General features: G+C 44.6%; 21 protein-coding genes, 1 pseudogene and 1 other annotated feature. All 22 genes and pseudogenes read left to right on the forward strand.

Annotated elements, in window-relative coordinates; genetic code table 11:
- Window positions 1-20: 20 nt before the first annotated feature.
- The 22 genes and pseudogenes from rlmB (at window position 21) to rpsJ (ending at window position 23,259) form a co-directional block, all read left to right on the forward strand.
- Window positions 21-782: a 23S rRNA (guanosine(2251)-2'-O)-methyltransferase RlmB gene (gene rlmB / locus AB4Z17_RS11135; protein WP_076271442.1), complete on the forward strand. Its 762-nt coding sequence runs from the start codon at window positions 21-23 to the stop codon at window positions 780-782.
- A 3-nt stretch (window positions 783-785) separates the two neighbouring features.
- Complete coding sequence (locus AB4Z17_RS11140; protein ID WP_441959787.1) at window positions 786-1,310, forward strand: NYN domain-containing protein; 525 nt, start codon at window positions 786-788, stop codon at window positions 1,308-1,310.
- 299 nt (window positions 1,311-1,609) lie between these two features.
- Complete coding sequence (gene sigH, locus AB4Z17_RS11145; protein WP_053373882.1) at window positions 1,610-2,260, forward strand: RNA polymerase sporulation sigma factor SigH; 651 nt, start codon at window positions 1,610-1,612, stop codon at window positions 2,258-2,260.
- A gap of 314 nt (window positions 2,261-2,574) precedes the next feature.
- Window positions 2,575-2,724, forward strand: a complete 150-nt coding sequence (gene rpmG, locus AB4Z17_RS11150; protein ID WP_015847242.1) for a 50S ribosomal protein L33 — start codon at window positions 2,575-2,577, stop codon at window positions 2,722-2,724.
- Between the two features lie 18 nt (window positions 2,725-2,742).
- A complete protein-coding gene (gene secE, locus AB4Z17_RS11155) occupies window positions 2,743-2,952 on the forward strand; it encodes a preprotein translocase subunit SecE (RefSeq protein WP_053373883.1) in 210 nt (69 codons plus the stop codon).
- Between the two features lie 24 nt (window positions 2,953-2,976).
- Window positions 2,977-3,510, forward strand: coding sequence for a transcription termination/antitermination protein NusG (gene nusG, locus AB4Z17_RS11160; RefSeq protein ID WP_054025341.1), 534 nt, complete (start codon window positions 2,977-2,979; stop codon window positions 3,508-3,510).
- Between the two features lie 121 nt (window positions 3,511-3,631).
- A complete protein-coding gene (gene rplK / locus AB4Z17_RS11165) occupies window positions 3,632-4,057 on the forward strand; it encodes a 50S ribosomal protein L11 (RefSeq protein WP_054025340.1) in 426 nt (141 codons plus the stop codon).
- Window positions 4,058-4,158: 101 nt separating this feature from the next.
- Entirely contained in the window at window positions 4,159-4,851 is a 693-nt protein-coding gene (rplA, locus tag AB4Z17_RS11170) for a 50S ribosomal protein L1 (RefSeq protein ID WP_441959789.1), read from the forward strand.
- Window positions 4,852-4,863: 12 nt separating this feature from the next.
- Window positions 4,864-5,029: a sequence feature (ribosomal protein L10 leader region), on the forward strand.
- Window positions 5,030-5,086: 57 nt separating this feature from the next.
- Window positions 5,087-5,590 (forward strand): 50S ribosomal protein L10, encoded by a 504-nt coding sequence (gene rplJ, locus AB4Z17_RS11175; protein ID WP_054025338.1) that lies wholly within the window; start codon window positions 5,087-5,089, stop codon window positions 5,588-5,590.
- A 92-nt stretch (window positions 5,591-5,682) separates the two neighbouring features.
- On the forward strand, window positions 5,683-6,042 hold the full coding sequence (rplL, locus tag AB4Z17_RS11180; protein WP_076271439.1) for a 50S ribosomal protein L7/L12: 360 nt from the start codon (window positions 5,683-5,685) through the stop codon (window positions 6,040-6,042).
- A gap of 226 nt (window positions 6,043-6,268) precedes the next feature.
- Window positions 6,269-6,868, forward strand: coding sequence for a class I SAM-dependent methyltransferase (locus AB4Z17_RS11185; protein WP_441959791.1), 600 nt, complete (start codon window positions 6,269-6,271; stop codon window positions 6,866-6,868).
- Between the two features lie 373 nt (window positions 6,869-7,241).
- Window positions 7,242-10,415, forward strand: a pseudogene (gene rpoB, locus AB4Z17_RS11190) (DNA-directed RNA polymerase subunit beta); the annotation flags it as partial.
- A gap of 95 nt (window positions 10,416-10,510) precedes the next feature.
- The gene (rpoC, locus tag AB4Z17_RS11195; protein ID WP_441959793.1) at window positions 10,511-14,137 is read left to right on the forward strand and encodes a DNA-directed RNA polymerase subunit beta'; all 3,627 of its coding nucleotides are present in this window, start codon (window positions 10,511-10,513) and stop codon (window positions 14,135-14,137) included.
- 246 nt (window positions 14,138-14,383) lie between these two features.
- Entirely contained in the window at window positions 14,384-14,614 is a 231-nt protein-coding gene (locus AB4Z17_RS11200) for a ribosomal L7Ae/L30e/S12e/Gadd45 family protein (protein WP_441912732.1), read from the forward strand.
- A gap of 258 nt (window positions 14,615-14,872) precedes the next feature.
- Window positions 14,873-15,295, forward strand: coding sequence for a 30S ribosomal protein S12 (rpsL, locus tag AB4Z17_RS11205; RefSeq protein WP_054025332.1), 423 nt, complete (start codon window positions 14,873-14,875; stop codon window positions 15,293-15,295).
- A gap of 66 nt (window positions 15,296-15,361) precedes the next feature.
- Window positions 15,362-15,832 carry a 30S ribosomal protein S7 gene (gene rpsG, locus AB4Z17_RS11210; RefSeq protein WP_028609662.1) on the forward strand — a complete coding sequence of 157 codons (471 nt, stop codon included), beginning with the start codon at window positions 15,362-15,364 and terminating at the stop codon, window positions 15,830-15,832.
- Between the two features lie 29 nt (window positions 15,833-15,861).
- Entirely contained in the window at window positions 15,862-17,937 is a 2,076-nt protein-coding gene (gene fusA / locus AB4Z17_RS11215; RefSeq protein ID WP_339205292.1) for an elongation factor G, read from the forward strand.
- A gap of 115 nt (window positions 17,938-18,052) precedes the next feature.
- Window positions 18,053-19,243 carry an elongation factor Tu gene (gene tuf / locus AB4Z17_RS11220; protein WP_076271433.1) on the forward strand — a complete coding sequence of 397 codons (1,191 nt, stop codon included), beginning with the start codon at window positions 18,053-18,055 and terminating at the stop codon, window positions 19,241-19,243.
- 305 nt (window positions 19,244-19,548) lie between these two features.
- Window positions 19,549-20,592, forward strand: a complete 1,044-nt coding sequence (locus AB4Z17_RS11225) for an ABC transporter substrate-binding protein (RefSeq protein WP_441959794.1) — start codon at window positions 19,549-19,551, stop codon at window positions 20,590-20,592.
- Window positions 20,593-20,690: 98 nt separating this feature from the next.
- Window positions 20,691-21,605: an ABC transporter permease gene (locus AB4Z17_RS11230; protein ID WP_441959796.1), complete on the forward strand. Its 915-nt coding sequence runs from the start codon at window positions 20,691-20,693 to the stop codon at window positions 21,603-21,605.
- Window positions 21,605-22,399 carry an ABC transporter ATP-binding protein gene (locus tag AB4Z17_RS11235; RefSeq protein WP_076271430.1) on the forward strand — a complete coding sequence of 265 codons (795 nt, stop codon included), beginning with the start codon at window positions 21,605-21,607 and terminating at the stop codon, window positions 22,397-22,399. The genes AB4Z17_RS11230 and AB4Z17_RS11235 overlap by 1 nt, the downstream gene beginning before the upstream one ends.
- Before the next feature lie 551 nt (window positions 22,400-22,950).
- Window positions 22,951-23,259, forward strand: a complete 309-nt coding sequence (gene rpsJ / locus AB4Z17_RS11240) for a 30S ribosomal protein S10 (RefSeq protein ID WP_017692074.1) — start codon at window positions 22,951-22,953, stop codon at window positions 23,257-23,259.
- The last annotated feature ends 19 nt before the right edge of the window (window positions 23,260-23,278 follow it).

Raw genomic sequence — 23,278 nt, forward strand, 5'->3', positions numbered from 1 at the left:
AAAATAAAGGAGGGTTACCGATGACAGAAGAAACGATTCAAGATCAAGATGAAATGATAGCCGGTAAACATCCTGTGCTCGAAGCACTGCGTTCCGGACGAGAAATTAATAAAATATGGATTGCTGACGGTGCTCAAAAAACGTTGACGCAGCCCATTGTAGCGGAAGCGAAGAAATCCGGTATCATCGTACAGTTTGTCGACAAGCGGAAACTCGACAGCTTAGCCCCTGGAGTTACACATCAGGGAGTTGTCGCACAAGCAGCGGCATTCGCTTATGTGGATGTTGAGGACATTCTGGAACGAGCAAAACAACGGGATGAGGTTCCATTTATTTTGCTATTGGATGAAATCGAAGATCCTCATAATTTGGGCTCTATATTGCGGACAGCGGAATGTACAGGCGTGCATGGCGTTATCATTCCAAAACGTCGTGCAGCAGGGTTGACGGCTACGGTGCTTAAAACATCTGCGGGTGCTGCTGAGCATGTGCCGGTTGCACGCGTTACTAACTTGGCGCAAACGATCGATAGGCTGAAGGAAGCGGGCGTATGGGTAGCGGGAACTGATGTAAGTGCAAAGCAGGATGTTTATAAAATGAAATTCGACATGCCGCTGGTTGTCGTTATAGGCAACGAGAGTAAAGGCATGGGAAGACTTATTAAGGAGAAATGTGATTTTCTCGTTAAACTTCCTATGCTTGGTCAGTTGAACTCGCTAAATGCTTCCGTTGCAGCTGGTGTTCTTATGTATGAGGTCGTTCGGCAGCGCCGGAGCATTTAGGTTATGAACCGGCGCGACGATATTTTATTAGTCGACGGTTATAACATAATTGGCGCTTGGCCGGTACTCGAGAAGCTGAAGGAACATGATCTGGAAGAAGCGCGGGATAAATTGCTCGATTTAATGGCGGATTATCAAGGTTTTACAGGAATGAAAGTGTATGTCGTGTTTGATGCGCATCAGGTGCCTGGATTAGGCGCTACTTACAGGCACCACAGGCTGACTATCGTGTACACAAAAGAGAAGGAAACAGCTGATGAATGCATCGAGCGTTTATGCTCGGAGCTGTTCCTCAGACGTAGAAATATATATGTAGCCACTTCGGATTTGGTCGAGCAGCATGTGRCATTCGGCAAAGGTGCGCTTCGTGTATCGGCACGGGAATTGCTTATTGATATAGGCCAGAATCGCAAAAATATCGAGCAGACACTCCGTGAGGAACAGCCGGGAAAACGGAATTCAGTAGACGGCAGAATTAGTTTAGAGGTTCGAAGCCAGCTGGAGAAGCTTCGGCGCGGAGAGAAATAAAAGATTGGAAAAGCGATAATCTTCAAATAGATATAGAATGATTTACTCGGGTCGTTCCACTAAGTTACAAAATTCCCAGTATATCTGTGGTTGTCGGGGCTCAGATTGGTTGACGGTGTAAGGTTACATAATGTATACTGACTCTATTATTAGCGATAAGAACGTGTTGATTTTGTTCAGTATACATTCTTATCTTTCGACGTGAAACGCTGCTTGAGCTCAGACTTTGAGTTCAATCAGATAGGTTTGCGTGAATAAGAATCTAGCGGTGTACGCCTTGCAGGCCGGAGGGATAGTTCGTGAGTATCGACCTCAAAGAATGGAGTACGCTCGAGTATGACAGCAGTACGGACGAGGATATCGTCGAAGCGGTCCGCAATGGTGATAGCATAGCGTTGGAATATTTGATAAACAAGTATAAGAATTTTGTGAGAGCCAAAGCGCGCTCGTATTTTCTTATCGGTGCGGATCGTGAAGATATCGTGCAGGAGGGTATGATTGGTCTTTATAAGGCAATTCGAGATTTTAAAGGGGACAAGCTAGCAAGCTTCAAAGCCTTTGCTGAATTGTGTATAACCAGGCAAATTATTACCGCAATCAAAACAGCCACGCGTCAGAAACACATTCCGCTAAATTCCTACGTTTCGCTAGATAAGCCCATTTATGATGAAGATTCGGATCGCACACTGCTGGATGTCATTTGTGGTACGCGAGTATCTGATCCAGAAGAATTAATTATTAATCAAGAAGAATTCATTGGCCTTGAAGATAAGATGTCCGAAATATTAAGCGACCTTGAACGCAAGGTGCTTATGCTTTATTTGGATGGAAGGTCCTATCAGGAAATTGCTGTTGATTTGGATAGACATGTGAAATCTATTGACAACGCTCTTCAAAGGGTGAAACGCAAGCTCGAACGATACTTGGAAGTCAGAGACATTAGCGGCTAGCCGCATTTATACGTAAATCATTTTTACGAGGACTGTCTTCCATCTGGCGGTGTCTAGGTGGAATATACGGTCCTTTTAGTTTTAAATGGACAAAAGTAGACTATAATGGTAGATACGAGACCGATGGCGCTTTTGTTTCCAATCATTCACAGGCTTAACACTTATCTTTTACATTGACATCAAAATTGCTGTATGATAAAGTGTTTAGGTAGGCCTAAAATCGAGGTTTTATTTCGTTTTGGCGTTGGAATCAATGAACTTTCATATAGAGCTTCATGATTCGTATTTTGTAGCAGTTCGGGAGGTGTAATTCAATGCGGGTAATTATCACGTTGGCATGCACAAACTGCAAACAGAGAAACTATGCGAGCAGCAAGAACAAACGCAATCACCCCGACCGCATCGAGTTGAAGAAGTTTTGCAAGTTCTGTAACGAGCAGACTCCTCATCGCGAGACGAGATAGTCAATTGGAGGTGTGAACGTGGCATTTTTGGCTAAACTAAAGCAAAGCTTTGGTACAACGTTTAGTTTTTTTGCCGACAGCTGGGCGGAACTTAAGAAGGTTCGCTGGCCAAGCCGTAAAGAGTTGACAAGCTATTCGATCGTGGTTTTGCTCACGATTACGCTTGTGACTATTTACTTCTGGCTTCTTGACATCGGGATCTCGTCTCTGGTTGAACTCATTGTTTAAGAAGGGTCCAAAGGTGGATTTGTGATGGAAAAAAGATGGTACGTCGTGCATACCTACTCAGGTTATGAGAACAAGGTGAAAGCCAATTTGGAACGCCGTGTTGAATCAATGGGCATGGAAGATAAGATTTTCCGTGTGCTTGTTCCTATGGAAGAAGAAGTGGTAGAGAAGGATGGTAAGAAGAAGACTGTCCAACGTAAGGTCTACCCCGGATATGTTCTTGTGGAAATGGTTCAAACCGACGATTCATGGTACGTTGTTCGAAATACACCAGGTGTAACTGGATTCGTAGGATCAACAGGTTCCGGTTCAAAACCGATTCCTCTATTGCCAGATGAGGTTGAGCAAATACTCAAACACATGGGCATGGAAGAACCAAAACCGAAAATCGAGTTCGATTTGAAAGAAACGGTTCGCGTCAAAGTGGGTCCTTTCGCAGATTTTGTTGGTACAGTAGAAGAAATTTTGCTGGACAAAGCGAAGTTGAAGGTTCATGTAAACATGTTTGGCAGGGAGACCCCGCTAGAGCTGGATTACACTCAAGTGGAAAAGATATAATATCTGGTTTCCGAACCCACTGGGTTAAACTAGTGGAGGTTTGGACGCGAAATAGCAATGCCCCCTTGCGGAGGCGGATGCTATTTACGCATGGAATAAAGGGTTAGGAGGTGTGTCAGGCATGGCAAAAAAGGTCATCAAGATGGTCAAATTGCAAGTTCCTGCAGGTAAAGCAAACCCAGCGCCGCCGATCGGTCCAGCACTTGGTCAAGCAGGCGTTAACATCATGGCGTTTTGTAAAGAGTTTAATGCTCGTACCGCAGATCAAGCAGGCTTGATTATTCCGGTTGTTATTACAGTATTTGAAGACCGTTCTTTCACTTTCGAAACAAAAACGCCGCCGGCAGCAGTATTGCTTCGCGTCGCAGCTGGTATCGAAAAAGGTTCAGGCGAACCGAACAAGAAAAAGGTCGCTACTGTAAAACGTGACAAAGTTCGCGAAATCGCTGAGCAAAAAATGCCGGATCTTAACGCAGCGTCTGTAGAATCAGCAATGCGTATGGTTGAAGGTACTGCTCGCAGCATGGGCGTAACTATTGTTGACTAATACCGCGAGGTAGCTTGCTTTGCGTTAGCTTCGGCTTTCGCGAGTGGGAGGATCATCCCTAGGAGGATTTTCCGCTACAACCACATGAGGAGGAAATTACAATGGCTAAACAAGGTAAAAAATATGTAGAAGCTGCTAAGCTATTTGATAGCGAAGCAACTTACGAGCCTCTAGAAGCGATTGAGCTTGTTAAGAAGGCTGCAACAGCTAAATTCGACGAGTCCGTTGAAGTAGCAGTTCGTTTGGGTGTAGACCCACGTAAACAAGACCAAGCTGTTCGTGGCGTAGTTGTACTACCACACGGCACTGGTAAAACAAAACGCGTTCTCGTTTTCGCAAAAGGCGAAAAAGTGAAAGAAGCGGAAGCTGCGGGTGCTGATTTTGTCGGCGATGCAGACATGATCAACAAAATCCAACAAGGCTGGTTTGAATTCGACGTTTGCGTAGCAACGCCGGACATGATGGCTGAAGTTGGTAAACTTGGACGTATCCTTGGTGGTAAAGGCTTGATGCCGAACCCTAAAGCTGGTACAGTAACGTTTGACGTTGCTAAAGCCGTTCAAGAAATCAAAGCCGGTAAGATTGAATACCGTCTTGATAAAGCAGGTCAAATCCATGCGCCAATCGGTAAAGTATCTTTCGATGCTGAGAAACTCAACGAGAACCTCAAATCATTGATCGATGCAYTTAATCGTGCTAAACCGGCTGCGTCAAAAGGTGTTTACCTGAAAAACATTGCCGTTTCTTCAACAATGGGCCCTGGCGCTCGTGTTTCTACAGCGGCTTACCGCTAAGAAGAACGGAACTAAATTCGAATACGCATACCGTAGACAGTAGGTGCCTTAAGGCTTAATTTCCTACCGAGGTGTTATGATAAAACGTTTGTAAGCAACATTCGATCCTTTAGGGTTGATGCGCGATAACGACATCATGGCCTTCGCAGTGTCTGCGAAGGCCTTTCTCATGCATCGAGGCGTGGAAAGCCCGTCGTAATTAACGGAATGTATACTATTACGGGAGGTGTACAGTTTGGCTAACGCAAATATCATCCAAGAGAAACAAGAGGCAGTTGCCGTAATCGCGGCAAAAATTGCTAATAGCTCTAGCACAGTAGTAGCTGACTATCGTGGATTGAACGTTGCTCAAGTAACTGAACTTCGGAAACAACTTCGTGAAGCAGGAATTGAATTCCAAGTTCTTAAAAACTCGCTCGTTCGTCGCGCAACTGAAGGTACGGATTATGTAGAATTGAACAACATTCTTACAGGTCCTACAGCAATTGCATTCGGTAAAGAAGACGCTGTTGCTCCAGCTAAAATTTTGAACGATTTCGCTAAGAAAAACGATGCTTTGAAACTTAAAGGCGGCGTTGTTGAAGGTAAAGTCGTATCTCAAGAAGAAATTAAAGCTCTTGCGGAACTTCCGTCCCGCGACGGTTTGCTCTCTATGCTCCTCAGCGTATTGCAAGCTCCAGTGCGCAACTTCGCGCTTGCAGTTAAAGCAGTCGGCGAGAAACAAGAAGCACAAGCTTAATTTTTTTCAAGAGTCCCTTATAGTTATGAACCGACGCAAGTCGGCTGTAGGATAAACCAAAAAAAATAAACCATATTCCCGGAGGTATAATCATGTCTAAAGAACAAATCTTAGAAGCGATTAAAGTTATGAACGTTCTTGAACTGAACGATCTTGTTAAAGCAATTGAAGAAGAATTCGGCGTAACTGCAGCAGCTCCAGTAGCAGCAGCAGGTGCTGGCGCAGCTGTAGAAGCTGAGCAAACTGAATTTGACGTTATCCTTAACGGCGCTGGCGCTTCAAAAATCAACGTAATCAAAGTTGTTCGCGAAATCACAGGTCTTGGCCTGAAAGAAGCGAAAGACTTGGTTGATAGCGCTCCTAAAGCAGTTAAAGAGAAAGTTGCTAAAGAAGAAGCAGAAGCTGTTGCAGCTAAGCTTACTGAAGCTGGCGCTTCCGTAGAAGTTAAGTAGTATTTCTTTCAATAAAATAAGCTGATCATGCGATTGAATGATGAATCGGCCGGCGAGCCCCTTGAAACGTCAGGTTTCAAGGGGTTCGTTGTATGTTGAAGGATAAGAATGTGCAAGTTTTGGCTTGTACATTCTTATCCTTCAACGAGAATCGAGTATTTTTTCGCTGAAGCAAGGCGATATCAATATACTCGATGCAATATGGAATAGCGGGGAGTGATGAATAATGTCGAATCACTATTACTCACAGAGCCCAGATGTTAAGCATAATCGTCAAGTTCATGAAGCAATACTCCGAGGCTTTTCTTTGAAGTTTATGACGGATGCCGGCGTATTCTCAAAATCAGGAGTTGATTACGGGAGTCAGGTGTTGATCGATGCTTTGGAGCTGAATGCAAATGCAAACATTCTTGATGTTGGCTGTGGTTATGGTCCTATTGGATTAACATCAGCAAAACTCGCTGAGCATGGGCAAGTAACGATGATTGATATAAATGAAAGAGCGGTAGAGCTTTCGCGTGAGAACGCAAAGCTTAACCAAATATCTAATGTTACCGTTTTGCAAAGTGATCTATTTGAAGCAGTTAAGGAAATGAAGTTCGATGTCATCGTTACAAATCCGCCGATCAGGGCTGGGAAGTCAGTCGTTCATCGGATTTTTGAAGAAGGTTATGAATTGCTCGAACAAGGCGGCAGCATGTGGGTTGTCATACAGAAGAAGCAAGGGGCACCTTCGGCGAAAGCTAAATTAGAGTCATTATTTGCAGATGTAGAGGAAGTAACGAAGGATAAAGGCTACCGTATTTTCCGAGCTGTAAAAGCTTAGAAAATTAGAGAAAAATATGTTTTGAAAATATGTTTGAAAACTGAATAATATTTATTGACTTGACATTTGCGATATGGTAAGATTATAAAATGTCAGCATTAAATTGGGCTCGATCTCTTTAGTTAACTAAAATGTCAAGTGTAAATTTAAAGCGCGGAATGCATAAGTTTTACACATTTGACGTATAATGTTTACGTTTTGGGCAAAATTATTTGATATGAGACTGTCACGGCCGCGCTGTGATTAGTTAACTGCCGGAACATGCTCTTTTTTCGAACCATTCGATAAGGGCTTTTCTTTATTTGACTATATAGGCGGCTGGTTCGTCTATAGTGACGCAGTGATTATCGATGCTGTGATACAGACATGAGGTATTAACGGAGCCGAACGTGTCATAGTCAGCCAATTGGTTCGATCCCCGAGTGTGTACTTCAGCACGAAGGTCGATAAGAACGGGAAGAAAAACTACACAGCTACTGTTATTCCTAACCGTGGCGCTTGGCTAGAGCTTGAAACGGATGCTAAAGATATCATCTACGTTCGTATTGACCGGACCCGGAAAATACCGGTAACGGTACTTTTGCGTTCGCTTGGATTCGGTACTGACGCTGAGATTCTTGAACTGCTAGGCCATGATGAGTACATTCGCAACACGCTAGACAAAGATAACACGGATTCTACTGAAAAAGCGCTTATTGAAATTTATGAGCGTCTTCGTCCAGGCGAGCCTCCGACTTTGGATAATGCGAAGAGCTTGCTAGTTGCTCGTTTCTTTGATCCAAAACGTTATGACTTGGCCAATGTAGGCCGTTACAAAATAAACAAAAAACTTCACATCAAGAACCGTTTGTTTAATCAACGTCTTGCGGAAAATCTAATTGATCCTGCGACTGGCGAAATTATTGCTGAGTCCGGACAAATGATTGACCGCCGCTTGCTTGATGAAATTCTCGAGAAGCTTGAGAAGGATGTTGGTTTCAAAACGTATCATGTAGCTAATGGCGTTCTTGATGCTGATAGTATTCCACTACAAACGATCAGCGTATTCTCACCATATGACGAAAGCAAAGTAATTAAAGTTATTGCGAATGGCATTATTGACAAATCCGTCAAGCATATCACGCCTGCGGACATCATTTCTTCCATTAACTACTTTATCAACTTGCTTCATGGCGTAGGCAGCACGGATGATATCGATCATCTGGGTAACCGTCGTCTGCGTTCTGTTGGCGAGCTGCTTCAAAACCAATTCCGTATCGGTCTGTCTCGTATGGAGCGCGTTGTGCGTGAGAGAATGTCCATTCAAGACGCGAATGCAATTACGCCGCAAGCGCTAATTAACATTCGTCCGGTTATTGCATCTATAAAAGAGTTCTTCGGCTCCTCGCAGCTGTCCCAGTTTATGGACCAAACGAATCCGCTTGCTGAATTGACGCATAAGCGTCGTTTGTCAGCACTTGGACCCGGTGGTTTGACTCGGGAACGCGCGGGCTTTGAAGTTCGTGACGTCCATCACTCCCACTATGGGCGGATGTGTCCGATCGAGACGCCAGAGGGACCGAATATCGGTTTGATCAACTCCTTGTCTTCCTTCGCTCGTATTAACGAATATGGATTCATTGAAGCACCATATCGTTGGGTAGATCCGAAGACTGGAATTGTTACAGAACAAATCGCTTACCTGACTGCTGACGAGGAAGATAACTACGTAATCGCGCAAGCGAATGCGAAGCTGACTCCAGACGACAAGTTTGCAGAAGAGAATACGATCGTTCGTTACAATAAACAAGCCGACAACATTTTGACTATGCCTAGTGATCGCGTTGATTACATGGATGTATCGCCTAAACAGGTAGTATCTGTTGCGACAGCGTTAATTCCTTTCTTGGAAAACGATGACTCCAACCGTGCCCTCATGGGATCCAACATGCAACGTCAAGCGGTACCGCTTCTTATCCCTAGATCACCACTTGTTGGTACAGGTATGGAGCACAAGGCAGCGAAAGACTCAGGCGTTTGTATCGTAGCGAAGCATGACGGTATAATCGAACGTTCTTCCGCTAATGAAATCTGGCTTCGTCGCGTCGAGCAAATCGATGGCAAGCCGGTTACTGGTGACTTGGTAAAACATAAACTACACAAGTTTATGCGCTCCAACCAAGGAACGTGCATCAATCAACGCCCGCTTGTACGTAAAGGCGACGTTATTAAAAAAGGTGATATCCTTGCGGATGGTCCTTCCACTGAAAAAGGCGAATTGGCTCTTGGACGCAACGTCGTTGTTGCATTCATGACGTGGGAAGGCTACAACTATGAGGATGCGATCCTGTTAAGTGAAAAGCTAGTGAAAGAGGATGTTTATACATCCATTCACATCGAGGAATACGAGTCTGAGGCTCGTGATACGAAGCTTGGACCTGAAGAAATTACACGCGACATTCCGAATGTCGGTGAAGAAGCTCTTCGCAACCTGGATGAGCGCGGAATCATTCGTGTCGGAGCTGAAATCGGCGCTGGCGATATCCTAGTTGGTAAAGTAACGCCTAAGGGTGTAACTGAACTGACTGCGGAAGAAAGATTGCTGCACGCTATCTTTGGTGAGAAGGCTCGTGAAGTACGTGATACATCGCTACGCGTGCCGCATGGTACAGACGGTATCGTTGTTGACGTTAAAGTATTTACGCGGGAGAATGGCGACGAATTGCCACCAGGCGTTAACCAGCTTGTTCGTGCTTATATTGCTCAAAAACGGAAAATTTCCGAAGGCGACAAAATGGCTGGACGTCATGGTAACAAAGGGGTAATCGCTCGTATCATGCCTGAAGAAGATATGCCTTTCCTACCGGATGGCACACCTGTAGAAGTTGTTCTTAACCCGCTCGGCGTACCGTCGCGGATGAACATCGGTCAGGCGCTTGAAGTTCACTTGGGTATGGCTTGTAAGCATCTCGGCATCCACGCTGCTACGCCAGTATTTGACGGCGCGCGCGAGAATGACGTTTTCGATACGATGGAAGAAGCAGGCATGCAGCGTAACGGTAAAACCGTACTGTATGACGGACGGACAGGCGAGAATTTCGAACGTGAAGTTACGGTTGGGGTCATGTACATGATCAAACTGGCGCACATGGTCGACGATAAAATCCATGCCCGTTCCACTGGTCCTTACTCACTCGTTACACAACAGCCGCTCGGTGGTAAAGCACAGTTCGGTGGACAACGTTTCGGGGAGATGGAGGTATGGGCGCTTGAGGCATATGGCGCTGCGTACACGCTTCAAGAAATATTGACTGTTAAATCCGATGACGTGGTTGGTCGTGTTAAAACGTACGAATCCATCGTTAAAGGCGAAAACGTACCAGAGCCAGGTGTTCCGGAATCGTTCAAAGTTTTGATCAAAGAGCTTCAAAGTTTGGGTATGGACGTTAAAATTCTATCCGAGAATGAAGAAGAGATCGAAATGAAGGAAATGGATGATGAAGACGAGGCAACAGGCGATAAGCTTAACCTCAATATAGAAGGTGCCGAAGTCGGCGCTGCTGAATAAACTAGTTGCTAGATTCCGTCAAATGGTCACGCGCCTATGACGGAATCTAGCTGATTAGATAGACATTGTCATACATGACGGAGGAGGGTTGCTCCTTGTTGGACGTGAACAACTTCGAGTATATGAAGATAGGTCTGGCTTCGCCGGATAAAATTCGCTCGTGGTCCCGCGGAGAAGTTAAAAAACCGGAGACGATCAACTATAGGACCTTAAAACCGGAGAAGGAAGGACTCTTCTGCGAGAAAATTTTTGGACCTACAAAAGACTGGGAATGTCATTGCGGTAAATACAAACGTGTACGCTATAAAGGTGTCGTTTGTGATCGCTGTGGCGTTGAAGTAACTCGCGCTAAAGTTCGCCGCGAACGTATGGGTCACATCGAGCTAGCAGCTCCAGTTTCTCATATTTGGTACTTCAAAGGGATTCCAAGCCGTATGGGCCTTGCACTTGATATGTCGCCTCGTTCGCTTGAGGAGATCATTTATTTTGCATCCTATGTCGTAACGGATCCAGGTGATACCCCACTTGAGAAGAAACAACTTCTATCGGAGAAAGAATATCGCAGCTATCGTGAGAAATACGGGTATGGATTCCATGCTGGTATGGGTGCCGAAGCTGTTAAAAAACTTTTGCAAGATATCGACGTTGACAAAGAATTGGAGCAATTGAAAGAAGAACTGCGTACTGCTCAAGGACAACGACGCAATCGTGCGATCAAACGTCTTGAAGTGGTAGAAGCATTCCGCAATTCCGGCAACGAACCGGAATGGATGATTCTAGACGTGCTTCCTGTCATCCCTCCTGAGCTTCGTCCGATGGTACAGCTTGATGGCGGTCGTTTTGCGACTTCTGACCTCAATGATTTGTATCGTCGTGTTATTAACCGTAACAACCGTCTGAAGCGTTTGCTTGATCTGGGCGCTCCTGATATTATCGTGCAAAATGAAAAACGGATGCTGCAAGAAGCGGTTGACGCATTGATCGATAACGGTCGTCGCGGTCGCCCTGTTACAGGACCGGGTAACCGTCCGCTTAAATCCCTCAGCCATATGCTGAAAGGTAAGCAAGGACGTTTCCGTCAGAACTTGCTCGGTAAACGGGTTGACTACTCTGGTCGTTCGGTTATCGTAGTAGGTCCAAACCTCAAAATGTTCCAGTGCGGTCTTCCTAAGGAAATGGCACTAGAATTGTTCAAGCCTTTCGTTATGAAAGAGCTTGTTAATAAAGGCCTAGCACACAACATTAAGAGTGCGAAGCGCAAGGTTGAACGCGTAAGCCCTGAGGTATGGGATGTTCTTGAGGAAGTAATCAAGGAGCACCCAGTATTGCTTAACCGTGCCCCGACACTTCACAGACTAGGTATTCAAGCATTTGAGCCTATCTTGGTTGAAGGTCGCGCAATTAAGCTTCACCCGCTCGTATGTACAGCTTACAACGCTGACTTCGACGGTGACCAAATGGCCGTTCACGTTCCGTTGTCTGCTGAAGCACAAGCGGAAGCGCGTTTGCTAATGCTTGCATCAGGCAATATCCTTAACCCGAAAGACGGCAAACCGGTCGTTACTCCTTCACAGGATATGGTACTAGGAAGCTTCTACTTGACGATGGATAACAAAGAGGCTAAAGGCAGTGGTTCCGTATTTGGTACCATTAACGAAGCGATCTCTGCTTACCAACGTGGTATTGTTTCCTTGCACGCCAGAATTTTCATTCCGGTTCGTGTGCTTAAAAAAGTTAACTTCACCGAGCAGCAGCAAAACTCGTTACTCGTTACGACAGTTGGTAAAGTCATCTTCAACGAAATTTTCCCTGAAGATTTCCCTTATATCAACGAAGCAACGAAAACGAACCTATTGCACGGTACACCAGATAAATATTTCGTTTACGAAAAAGGCGCAGATCTTCCTAAATTCCTGGATGCAATCGAAACGCCTGGTGCGGTAGGTAAAGACTATCTTGCATTAGTTATTGCAGAATGTTTCCGCCAATACCACACTACGCTTACTGCGATGCTTCTTGACCGCATTAAGCAGCTTGGTTTCACTTACTCGACTAAGGCTGGTATTACGATCGGCGTAGCTGACGTTATCATTCCGAAAGAGAAAGACGAAATCATGAAGCGCTCCGATGAGAAGGTTGCTACCGTTATGAATCAATACCGTCGTGGTTTGATTACAAACGAGGAGCGCTATGACCGGATCATTACAATTTGGGGTAAATGTAAAGACGAGATCACCGAAGTTCTTATGAAATCGATGGATCGTTACAACAACATCATGCTCATGGTGGACTCCAAAGCACGGGGTAACAAATCTCAAATTACACAGCTTGGCGGTATGCGTGGTTTGATGGCCAATCCATCCGGTCGTATCATCGAGTTGCCAATTAAATCGAACTTCCGCGAGGGTCTTACAGTACTCGAGTACTTTATTTCTACTCACGGAGCGCGGAAAGGTCTTGCCGATACTGCCCTTCGTACTGCCGATTCCGGTTACTTGACTCGTCGACTTGTTGACGTTGCACAAGACGTAATCGTACGTGAAGAAGATTGCGGTACCGATAAAGGCTTCTCTGTAAGCAAAATTCAAGACGGTAAAGAGGTTATTGAAGATCTTTATGACCGTATTGAAGGCCGCTATGCGTTTGAAACGGTTCGTAATCCAAAAACAGGCGAGATTATTGTTAACCGCAGTGAGTTGATTGACTCGAACAAAGCGGATGCAATTATCGACGCTGGCGTTGAAAAGCTGCAAATTCGTTCCGTACTAAGCTGCCGTGCTCGTCATGGCGTATGTAAGATCTGTTASGGACGTAACCTTGCAACTGGTAAACACGTTGAGATTGGGGAAGCGGTAGGTATTATCGCAGCTCAATCCATCGGTGAGCCAGGAACACAGCTCACAATGCGTACGTTCCATACGGGCGGCGTTGCGGGAGACGATATCACACAAGGTTTGCCGCGTATCCAAGAGTTGTTTGAGGCGCGTAATCCGAAAGGTCAAGCGATTATTTCTGAGCTTGACGGTGTGGTTAAAGAAATCCGTGAAGCGAAGGACCGTCGTGAAATCGAGGTTCAAGGTGAAGCGGAATCGAAAGTGTATGCTGTTACCTATGGTTCGCGTATCCGCGTAACGCAAGGTCAACAAATCGAAGCCGGCGATGAGCTGACTGACGGTTCAATTGACCCTAAAGATATGCTGCGTATCAAAGGTATCCGTGGCGTTCAAAACTACATTTTGCAAGAAGTACAGCGCGTTTACCGAAATCAAGGGGTAGAAATCAATGACAAGCACGTTGAGGTCATGATTAAACAAATGCTCCGTAAAATTCGTATTGTAGATGCAGGCGGCACAACGTTGCTTCCTGGTGCGTTCGTTGATATTCATGAATATGAAGCTCAAAACCGCACTGCAATTTTCGCAGATCTCGAACCAGCTGTTGCAAAACCAGTTTTGCTCGGTATTACGAAGGCATCGCTTGAGACTGATTCGTTCTTGTCAGCAGCTTCCTTCCAAGAAACAACTCGTGTATTGACTGATGCCGCTATTAAAGGCAAAGTTGACCAGTTGCTTGGACTCAAGGAAAATGTTATTATCGGTAAGTTGATTCCAGCAGGTACTGGAATGGCCCGTTATCGTAACATTCGTTTTGCTGGACTTGAAGATGAAACAACTACTGCAGTTGAAGGCGAACTAGAAACAGAAGCTGTAACAGTCGACTAGTCGGCTTGAACAGATCATGTTCTTAAAACCGGATACTAACTAATATCGAAGGAGCGTCACATCTTCCGTTTCCTTGGAAGCGGAAGATAACCGCTCTTTTATATGTTTACAGTATGAAATTCATTTACAAAAAGTTTACAAGTGATTATCCTAGAAGGTTCTTGACACAAGCACATAGTAGGTGATACTATATCGAAGTGTGCCTAATTGTGTGTTCGCTGAATGGAAGAATTGAAGGTGATTATCATGCAATTCAAAGTCGGCGCGAAGCAAACGACGAAGATGCTCGAGCAGCAAAGAGCCATTAAAGTCTATGTCGCACGAGATGCAGATCCGCAGATGAAAGAGAAGATTGTTCATCTATGTGAGCGGGCGGGAGTTCCAATGAAATGGATCGACACGATGGTAGAGCTTGGGGAAACCTGCGGCATCGATGTCGGGGCCGCGATGGCAGCACTCGTAACCGAAGAAGAATAACGCAATAGCCGTTTTTGTTAGTTGATTATTTAGCGATGATTAGCTGGCGAGAACTTTTGTTTGTTCTTTTATGATCCGCCTGGATCTGTGGGCTTAATTTTAGGTAAAATGTCTACCATACATGCGTAAACGGCTATTGCCGGCTTTTGGTGGGAAGAGCCCGCTTACGCGAAAAAGAATATAAGTTGATTTATAAACAACTTCTTTATAAATGCTTATATTTTCAAAAGACATGAATATAGGGAAGGGGGTGGCAACATGCCAACTATTAACCAGCTAGTCCGTAAAGGACGCCAAGCGAAAGTCGTTAAATCGAAATCGCCGGCATTGCAAAAAGGTTTCAATGCATTGAAACGTGAAGCTACAAACATCAGCGCTCCTCAAAAACGCGGTGTGTGCACTCGTGTAGGTACAATGACTCCAAGGAAACCGAACTCCGCACTTCGTAAATATGCTCGTGTTCGTTTAACGAACCGCTTAGAAGTTACGGCTTACATTCCAGGTATCGGACACAACTTGCAAGAGCACAGCGTTGTTTTGATCCGTGGTGGTAAAGTAAAAGACTTAGCAGGAGTACGTTATCACATCGTTCGCGGTGCACTTGATACTGCAGGTGTAAACAACCGTATGCAAGCTCGTTCGAAATACGGTACGAAACGTCCGAAAGTTAAAAAATCATAATCATAACCTTAACAGGTTATTGAAATGCTAGAAATAGCAACTATTAGAAGAAAGGGGGACTTTCTCATGCCACGCAAAGGTCCTGTAACGAAACGCGATGTGCTTCCAGATCCGCTATATAATAGCAAACTGGTAACGCGCCTAATCAACCGCATTATGCTTGACGGTAAAAGAGGCGTTGCACAAACACTATTGTATGATGCTTTCAAACTGATTCAAGAACGCACGGGTAAAGATCCGATGGAAGTGTTCGAAGCTGCTTTGAAAAATATTATGCCTGTACTTGAGGTTAAAGCACGCCGTGTCGGCGGTGCAAACTATCAAGTGCCGATCGAAGTTAAACCAGAGCGCCGTACGGCACTTGGTCTCCGCTGGCTCGTGAACTACTCACGTAACCGCGGTGAGAAAACGATGGAAGAGCGTTTAGCTGCTGAAATCACAGATGCTTCCAATAACACTGGCGCAGCTGTTAAAAAGCGCGAAGATACTCACAAAATGGCTGAAGCGAACAAAGCGTTTGCTCACTACCGCTGGTAGAATTTTTACATTCGAGAGGAGACAATTTTATGTCAAGAGAGTTCTCCTTGAAAAATACGCGTAACATCGGGATTATGGCGCATATTGATGCCGGTAAAACCACAACTACTGAACGGATCTTGTTCTTCACGGGCCGTACTCACAAAATCGGAGAGGTGCACGAAGGTGCAGCTACGATGGACTGGATGGAACAAGAACAAGAGCGCGGTATTACAATTACGTCTGCCGCGACGACTGCTCAATGGCATGGACACCGCATTAATATTATCGACACCCCGGGACACGTTGACTTCACTGTTGAAGTTGAACGTTCCCTACGCGTATTGGACGGGGCCGTTGGGGTTTTCAGTGCAAAAGAAGGCGTTGAGCCACAGTCTGAAACCGTATGGCGTCAGGCTGACCGTTACAACGTACCTCGGATTGCTTACGTAAACAAAATGGATATCATTGGTGCAGATTACCTAAACGTAATCAAAGACATGCGTGAGCGTCTTGGTGCCAATGCCGTAGCAATTCAAATTCCAATCGGCGCGGAAAGCGACTTTAAAGGTATTATCGATATCGTTGAACGTGTAGCTTATATCTACAAAGACGATACTGGTAAAGACCCTGAAAAAGTTGAAGTTCCAGCTGAGTATGTAGAGCAAGTAGATGCACTACGTACGGAATTGATTGAGAAAGTAGCAGAATTGGATGAAGAATTAACGATGAAATATTTGGAAGGTGAAGAAATCACTATTCCAGAAATTAAAGCAGCACTCCGTAAAGGTGTTTGCGAAGTTAAAATCTTCCCGGTTGTAGCTGGCTCCTCATACCGTAACAAAGGTGTTCAGCCGATGTTGGATGCTGTTGTGGATTACCTACCTTCACCTCTTGATGTACCGGCTATCAAAGGTACTCTTGAAGACGGTGAAGAAGGAGAACGTCCATCTTCAGACACAGAGCCTTTCGCGGCTTTGGCATTCAAAATCATGACTGACCCTTATGTTGGTAGACTTACTTTCTTCCGTGTATATTCAGGAGTACTAAAATCCGGTTCGTATGTCCTTAACTCAACAAAAGGCAAACGTGAACGTATTGGACGTATTCTTCAAATGCACGCAAACAGCCGTCAAGAGATCACGGAAGTTTATTCCGGCGATATCGCTGCAGCTGTAGGTTTGAAAGATACGACTACTGGTGATACACTTTGTGATGAGAAGCACATCATCGTTCTTGAATCGATGAACTTCCCTGAGCCGGTTATCTCGGTTGCTATCGAACCAAAAACGAAAGCTGACCAAGACAAACTAGGTATCGCTATTTCCAAGCTTGCTGAAGAAGATCCTACTTTCCGTGCACATACGGATGAAGAAACAAACCAAACAATTATCTCTGGTATGGGTGAGCTTCACCTTGAGATCCTTGTTGACCGTATGTTCCGCGAATTCAAAGTTGAGACAAACGTTGGTAAACCACAAGTTGCTTACCGTGAAACGTTCCGTCAAGCTGCGAAGGTTGAAGGTAAGTTCGTTCGTCAGTCCGGTGGTAAAGGTCAATTCGGTCATTGTTGGGTTGAGTTTTCACCACTTGAGCCTGGTACAGGCTTCATATTCGAAAACAAAACAGTTGGTGGATCAATTCCTCGTGAATTTATCGCTCCAATCCAAGCTGGTATCGAAGAGTCAATGAAGAACGGTGTTGTAGCCGGCTTCCCGCTCGTTGATGTTAAAGCTGTTGTTGTTGACGGATCTTACCATGATGTTGACTCCTCGGAGATGGCGTTTAAAATTGCAGGTTCGATGGCGCTTAAAGCTGCCAAAGAAAAATGTAAGCCAGTTCTTCTTGAGCCAATCATGAAAGTTGAAGTTACTGTTCCAGAAGAGTACATGGGCGATGTTATGGGTATGCTTAACTCCCGTCGTGGTCGTATCGAAGGTATGGATACTCGTGCAGGTGCACAAATTATCCGCTCCAAGGTACCTCTCTCCGAGATGTTTGGTTATTCCACTACACTACGTTCCGGTACACAAGGACGCGGCGTATTCTCCATGGAGCTTTCTCATTATGAAGAAGTTCCAAAATCAATCTCTGATGAGATTATTGCTAAAAACAAAGGCGAGTAATCGTTTTTGGACTAGCGCTCAACAAATTGCTTTTGCCGTCATTTTGGTTTGCTTGCGAGCCAAATGTCGGCCACACATAAAAAATATGATGTTAAATTGAGGAGGCTCAAGTTCAATGGCTAAGGCAAAATTTGAACGTAACAAACCGCACGTTAATATCGGTACTATCGGTCACGTCGATCACGGTAAAACGACTTTGACTGCAGCTATCACAACTGTACTTTCAAAAAAATACGGCGGTGCAGCAATCGCATTCGACCAAATCGATAAAGCTCCAGAAGAGCGCGAGCGTGGTATCACGATCTCGACAGCTCACGTTGAGTATGAGACGCCTGCTCGTCACTACGCACACGTTGACTGCCCAGGTCACGCCGACTATGTAAAAAACATGATCACTGGTGCTGCTCAAATGGACGGAGCTATTCTTGTAGTTTCCGCTACTGACGGTCCTATGCCACAAACTCGTGAGCACATCTTGCTTTCGAAACAAGTAGGCGTACCTTACATCGTTGTATTCTTGAACAAATGCGACATGGTTGAAGACGAAGAGCTTCTTGAGCTAGTTGAAATGGAAGTTCGTGACCTTCTTTCTGAGTATGAGTTCCCAGGCGACGACACTCCAATCATCCGTGGTGCAGCTCGTGAAGCACTTGCAAACCCAGATGGTCCTTGGGCTGAAAAAATCATCGAGCTTTTCGAGCAAGTGGATACTTATATCCCTACTCCTGAGCGCGATACTGCTAAACCTTTCCTTATGCCTGTCGAGGACGTATTCACAATCACTGGCCGTGGTACTGTTGCTACAGGTCGTGTTGAGCGTGGCGTTATCAAAGTTGGCGACGAGATCGAAATTATCGGTCTTGCTGAAGAATCCCGTAAGTCCGTAGTAACAGGCGTTGAAATGTTCCGTAAATTGCTTGACTCCGCTCAAGCTGGTGACAACGTAGGTGCTTTGCTTCGTGGTGTAGACCGCAGCAACATCGAGCGTGGTCAAGTTTTGGCTAAACCGGGTTCGGTTAAACCACACACTAACTTCACTGCTCAAATCTACGTTCTAACTAAAGAAGAGGGTGGCCGTCACAAGCCTTTCTTCACTGGTTACCGTCCACAGTTCTACTTCCGTACAACTGACGTAACGGGTATCATCAACTTGCCAGAAGGTACTGAAATGGTTATGCCTGGCGACAACATCACTGTAACGGTTGAGCTTATCGCTCCAATCGCTGTTGAAGAGGGAACTCGTTTCTCTATTCGTGAAGGCGGCCGTACTGTAGGCGCTGGCGCTGTAGCTTCTATCCAAAAATAATTCATTGCGGCTTAGCCGCTATGAATAACAAAAGCCCTCACTTCGGTGAGGGCTTTTTATTTTTCTATGTAAAACGGTCAATAGGGCTTCTTACTTAATTTTACAAATAACTATTCATTGACTGTATGCCTTAAGCCCATTTAATATTAAGGAATAGTAGGTAGAGCTTGTCCTTCACTCATTAATTGTAGTCATTACGCACAGACATAGGCTTTAATGATAGAAAGCGATAATGCTTTGCTGTACATTTTTTTTGCAAACGGCTTCATTACAAGAGAATTTATATGATGAGAGGGGTTTGAAGAATGAACAGAAAATTTTTACTTAGCTTGGTATTAGCTTCAGTTATGGTAGTAACAGCAGCATGTGGTGCAAACTCAGGTAAAGCAGGTACAGAGAACGAAGGAAATAAATCGGGTTCAGGCAACAGTGAGAAACAGTATACGATCGCGATCTCACAAATTGTTGAGCACCCATCATTGGATGCAACGCGCGAAGGCTTTATTGCAGCACTAAAAGATGGTGGATTTGAAGAAGGCAAAAACCTTAAAATCGACTTCAATAATGCGCAAGGTGAGCAAGCGAATATTGCTACAATTGCACAAAAGATTAAATCAAGTAAAAGTGACCTTGCATTAGGAATTGCAACTCCGACTGCACAAAGCTTGGCTGATGAAGTCAAAGACATCCCTGTATTATTCGCTGCAGTCACAGATCCGATTGATGCAGGAATCGTTACACAATTGAAAGCTCCAGGAGGAAATGTTACTGGTGCTTCTGATACGAATCCAGATGCCATTAAACAAACGATGGATTTTATCGCAGCTCAATTTCCTAATGTAAAAAATGTGGGCCTTGTTATTAATGAAGGAGAACCAAATGCGGTTGTAATGGGCGACATTGCTGAAAAGGCACTTGCTGAACATGGCATTAAGCTCGTTAAAGCTTCAGTAGCGAACTCTTCAGATGTTAAACAAGCGGCAGAATCTCTAGTTGGTCGTGTAGAAGCTATCTACATCACTTTGGATAATATGGTTGTAAGCGGCGTTGATGCTATTATTGATGTGGCTAATAAAAATGATATTCCATTCTTCTCTGCTGACCGCGATACGGTAGAAAAAGGTGCTTTTGCGGCAGTAGGCTTCAAATATTATGACCATGGTTATGAAGTTGGTCAAATGGCAGTAGAGATTTTGAAAAATGGTAAAAAACCAGCAGACATGGATGTTACAGTGCCACAAAAGCTTGACTTCATTTTCAACTTGAAAGCAGCAGCTGAGCAAGGCATTACAGTTACTGACGAGATGAAAGCATTCGTTAAAGATCAAGCAAACAACATTATCGAGTAAATTAAAATTCACTTGCTAAAAATAATAGGCTCATAAGTTCAAAAGGGGTGACCGGGCTACTCGTTCACCCCCTTGTTATGAAAAAGGAGGTATGTCATATGCTCGTATCAATGCAGGGAGCTTTAGAGAGTGGATTATTGTATGCGCTTATGGCACTTGGAGTATATATTACGTTTCGAATTCTTGATTTTCCGGATTTGACGGTTGATGGCAGCTTTACTACAGGCGCAGCTATCGGTACGGTTATGACGGTTAATGGAACAGCTCCATGGATTGCTGTATTATGCGCATTTGCAGGTGGGGCTATAGCGGGTACATGTACTGGCTTACTGCATACAAAGGGTAAAATAAACGGACTATTGTCAGGCATTATTATGATGATAGCACTGTATTCAATCAATTTAAGAATTTTGGGAAAACCAAACGTTTCCTTAAGGGGACAGGAAAACCTATTTAGTAATGTATCCACATTAGTTGTTATGATCATTTTTGTCGTTGTGGTTAAGTTGGTTCTCGATCTATTTTTCCGTACGGATCTGGGATTAAGTCTTCGCGCAACTGGGGATAACTCTCGGATGATTCGCAGCTTTGGCGCAAATACAGATGTTACGACGATTTTTGGCGTGGCTTTGTCGAATTCACTAGTTGCGACCTCAGGTGCATTAGTCGCACATTACAATAAATATGCGGATAATAGCATGGGTATTGGTATGATCGTTATTGGTCTTGCATCCGTAATTATTGGTGAAGCGATATTCGGATCCCGCACAATCTTTAGAGCAACTTTGGCTGTTATACTTGGTTCGATTATTTATCGAATTATATATGCATTTGCACTACGTGTTGAATGGTTGGATGCTTCTGATATGAAGCTTATTACAGCAGTAATTATCATTTTTGCATTGATTATACCTACGATAAGAAGAACATGGAAGCAAAAGAATATAGCCAAAAGACGAACGGCAGAAATGCTGGCATCCTTGGATATTATTCAACCTGGAGGTGGACGCTAATGTTGGAGATCGCTAAAGTGTCCAAGCTGTTTAATCCTGGTACCGTTGATGAGAAGACAGCGCTCGTAGGTGCCAATCTGATTATGAAGCCAGGCGATTTTATTACGGTTATCGGTAGTAACGGAGCAGGCAAATCTACATTAATGAACATTATATCCGGCGTGATGAAGCCGGACGCGGGCGAAGTGCGAATTGACGGCAACAATATAAGTCATCTATCGGAATATGAGCGCAGCCGCTGGATTGGCCGAGTATTTCAGGATCCGATGGCAGGAACAGCGCCGCGTATGTCTATAGAAGAGAATTTGGCGATAGCGTATGCTCGTGGAAAGTCACGTGGTTTTTCCTTTGGCGTAACACGCGCAAAACGTGCCATTTTTAAGAAAGAGCTGCAGCGCCTCGGTATAGGTCTCGAAAATCGACTTGGCGCAAAGGTTGGTTTATTGTCAGGTGGAGAACGCCAAGCGTTAAGCCTATTGATGGCTACCTTTACAAGGCCGCAAATCTTATTGCTTGATGAACATACGGCAGCGCTTGATCCTTCTAGAGCAGAGCTCATTACGACTTTAACGGAAAACCTAGTTCGCGAGATGAATTTGACCACTCTTATGGTTACTCATAATATGGAGCAGGCCATACGTCTTGGGAATCGACTTATTATGATGGACAAAGGCCGGATTATACTTGATGTACCAGAAGAACGCAAAAAGGATCTTACCGTACAGCAACTGCTAGGCGAGTTTGAGTTGATAAGCGGAAAGAAACTTGCGGATGATCGTATCGTACTTGGTTAGGGCGTTATAACTCTGAATATGAAGTGTTGGATGGAGAGTGTGCAGCTCTGTTAGAAAAGTCATAGCTGCCTGCACCTTCTAAACAAGTAGAATCAGAGCCTGCGGATACTTCACTTCAACTCTGTTATTATAGAAGGAAAACACGCAGCGACATGTGGTCGCTGCGTGTTTTTTATGTAAATGTGAAGGTTGGCGTTATTTGGTGGTGTATTTTCATCCGGATGATGTATATAATCATATAGCGCCCATTAAGTCCGTTATTATAATGATAGTGTTCTAAATACTTGTAATAAGGGACATAATGGGCGAATGTAAGGATAGATTACAATGCATTATTGACGATCTTTCCGCAGTTGTATGACGGTAAAAAGAAAGAAGAAACTTTATGTTGCATTTGCCTATTAGATTCGGTATAATATTGACTGTTGGTCTGACGTTGCGATGATGTGAGAGGTTGCCGACACACCCGGCCCCTTTGCCATGGGGCATGTGCAGGGTTTTCTCACGGAGTATGTCCGATAATAAATTGGGCGAAAGAAGGAGGGACTTATATGGCAAAGCAAAAGATTCGTATCCGCTTGAAAGCATACGATCACAGGATTCTTGATCAATCCGCAGAGAAAATCGTTGAAACTGCAAAACGTTCCGGTGCAGGCGTATCCGGGCCGATTCCGTTGCCAACGGAAAAGCAAATCATCACCATTCTCCGTGCGGTACACAAGTACAAGGATTCTAGGGAGCAATTCGAACAACGCACTCATAAGCGTTTGATCGACATTGTAAACCCAACGCCGCAAACGGTTGATGCGTTGATGCGCCTGGATTTACCATCCGGTGTAGATATCGAAATCAAACTGTAATATCAGCATATGCGATTAT

It is taken from the genome of Paenibacillus sp. TAF43_2 (genome assembly GCF_052113545.1).
GTDB lineage: Bacteria > Bacillota > Bacilli > Paenibacillales > Paenibacillaceae > Pristimantibacillus.